This is a genomic window from Sphingobacterium sp. IITKGP-BTPF85 (assembly GCF_001006065.1).
In the GTDB taxonomy this organism is placed as follows: domain Bacteria; phylum Bacteroidota; class Bacteroidia; order Sphingobacteriales; family Sphingobacteriaceae; genus Sphingobacterium; species Sphingobacterium anhuiense.
The window spans coordinates 1-2016 of sequence record NZ_ASZT02000282.1 but is presented as its reverse complement, the minus strand read 5'-3'; the positions used below and the strand labels follow the sequence as shown (position 1 = coordinate 2016).

The window sequence follows — 2016 nt, the reverse complement described above, 5'->3', positions numbered from 1 at the left end:
TCTGGACCATCCAATTCAGGATGGGCACATTTCTTCAAATGTTTTCTTATTTGTTTCTTATTATAAATCATGTGTATCCGTAACGAGCTTCAATTCCGAATGCTCTAGAAAGGAGGTATTCCAGCCGCACCTTCCGGTACGGCTACCTTGTTACGACTTAGCCCCAATTATCGGTTTTACCCTAACACGCTCCTTGCGGTTACATGCTTTAGGTACCCCCAACTTTCATGGCTTGACGGGCGGTGTGTACAAGGCCCGGGAACGTATTCACCGCGTCATTGCTGATACGCGATTACTAGCGAATCCAACTTCATGAGGTCGAGTTGCAGACCTCAATCCGAACTGTGAACGGCTTTTAGAGATTAGCATCATATTGCTATGTAGCTGCCCGCTGTACCGTCCATTGTAGCACGTGTGTAGCCCCGGACGTAAGGGCCATGATGACTTGACGTCGTCCCCACCTTCCTCACAGCTTACGCTGGCAGTCTGTTTAGAGTCCCCACCATTATGTGCTGGCAACTAAACATAGGGGTTGCGCTCGTTGCGGGACTTAACCCAACACCTCACGGCACGAGCTGACGACAGCCATGCAGCACCTAGTTTCGTGTCCCGAAGGACTGATCCGTCTCTGGATCATTCACTAACTTTCAAGCCCGGGTAAGGTTCCTCGCGTATCATCGAATTAAACCACATGCTCCTCCGCTTGTGCGGGCCCCCGTCAATTCCTTTGAGTTTCAATCTTGCGACCGTACTCCCCAGGTGGATAACTTAACGCTTTCGCTTGGACGCTTACTGTGTATCGCAAACATCGAGTTATCATCGTTTAGGGCGTGGACTACCAGGGTATCTAATCCTGTTTGATCCCCACGCTTTCGTGCATCAGCGTCAATACTAACTTAGTGAGCTGCCTTCGCAATCGGAGTTCTAAGACATATCTATGCATTTCACCGCTACTTGTCTTATTCCGCCCACTTCAAATAGATTCAAGTCCTACAGTATCAAAGGCACTGCGACAGTTAAGCTGCCGTCTTTCACCACTGACTTATAGGACCGCCTACGCACCCTTTAAACCCAATAAATCCGGATAACGCTTGGATCCTCCGTATTACCGCGGCTGCTGGCACGGAGTTAGCCGATCCTTATTCTTCAGGTACATTCAGCTTTCTACACGTAGAAAGGTTTATTCCCTGACAAAAGCAGTTTACAACCCATAGGGCAGTCATCCTGCACGCGGCATGGCTGGTTCAGAGTTGCCTCCATTGACCAATATTCCTTACTGCTGCCTCCCGTAGGAGTCTGGTCCGTGTCTCAGTACCAGTGTGGGGGATTCTCCTCTCAGAGCCCCTAGACATCGTAGCCTTGGTGAGCCGTTACCTCTCCAACTAGCTAATGTCACGCGAGCCCATCCATATCCTATAAATATTTGATCATAATCCGATGCCGGTTAATGATGTTATGCGGTGTTAATCTCTCTTTCGAGAGGCTATCCCCCTGATATGGGTAGGTTGCTCACGCGTTACGCACCCGTGCGCCACTCTCATCAGTTCGTAGCAAGCTACTCCCTGAATCCCGTCCGACTTGCATGTATTAGGCCTGCCGCTAGCGTTCATCCTGAGCCAGGATCAAACTCTCCATTGTAAAATGAAGTGTAAGATCAAGACTATTTATAATAAATAGAATTGTCTTGTATTTTAATTTCTAATTCTAAAATTGAACAGGTTGATTTTTTTAACTTTCGTTGTTTCTCAACACTACTCGTTACGTTACATGATTATATTTTTAAAGAACTTCTGTCGCTTCCGCATCTCGCTTCGGCCTGTATGATGTCGCATTGCGCCGTTATCGATCTTGTTTCTGTTTCCCTTCGTTTCCGTTGGGACTGCAAAGGTAGAAATCTTTTTGGTATATCCAAAATAAATGTGAAAATTTATTTTTTTGTTTTCCTGCTGTTTCTGCGTTTAACCTGAATTAAACCCTTCTTTTCAGTGCCTCCCTTCGGATCAGCCGTTCCTCCTC

Annotated in this window: 1 rRNA gene; it reads right to left on the bottom strand. The window is 47.0% G+C overall.

What is annotated here, in order from left to right:
- Positions 1 to 108: 108 nt before the first annotated feature.
- Positions 109 to 1638, bottom strand: a 16S ribosomal RNA gene (locus L950_RS25125).
- Positions 1639 to 2016: the final 378 nt, after the last annotated feature.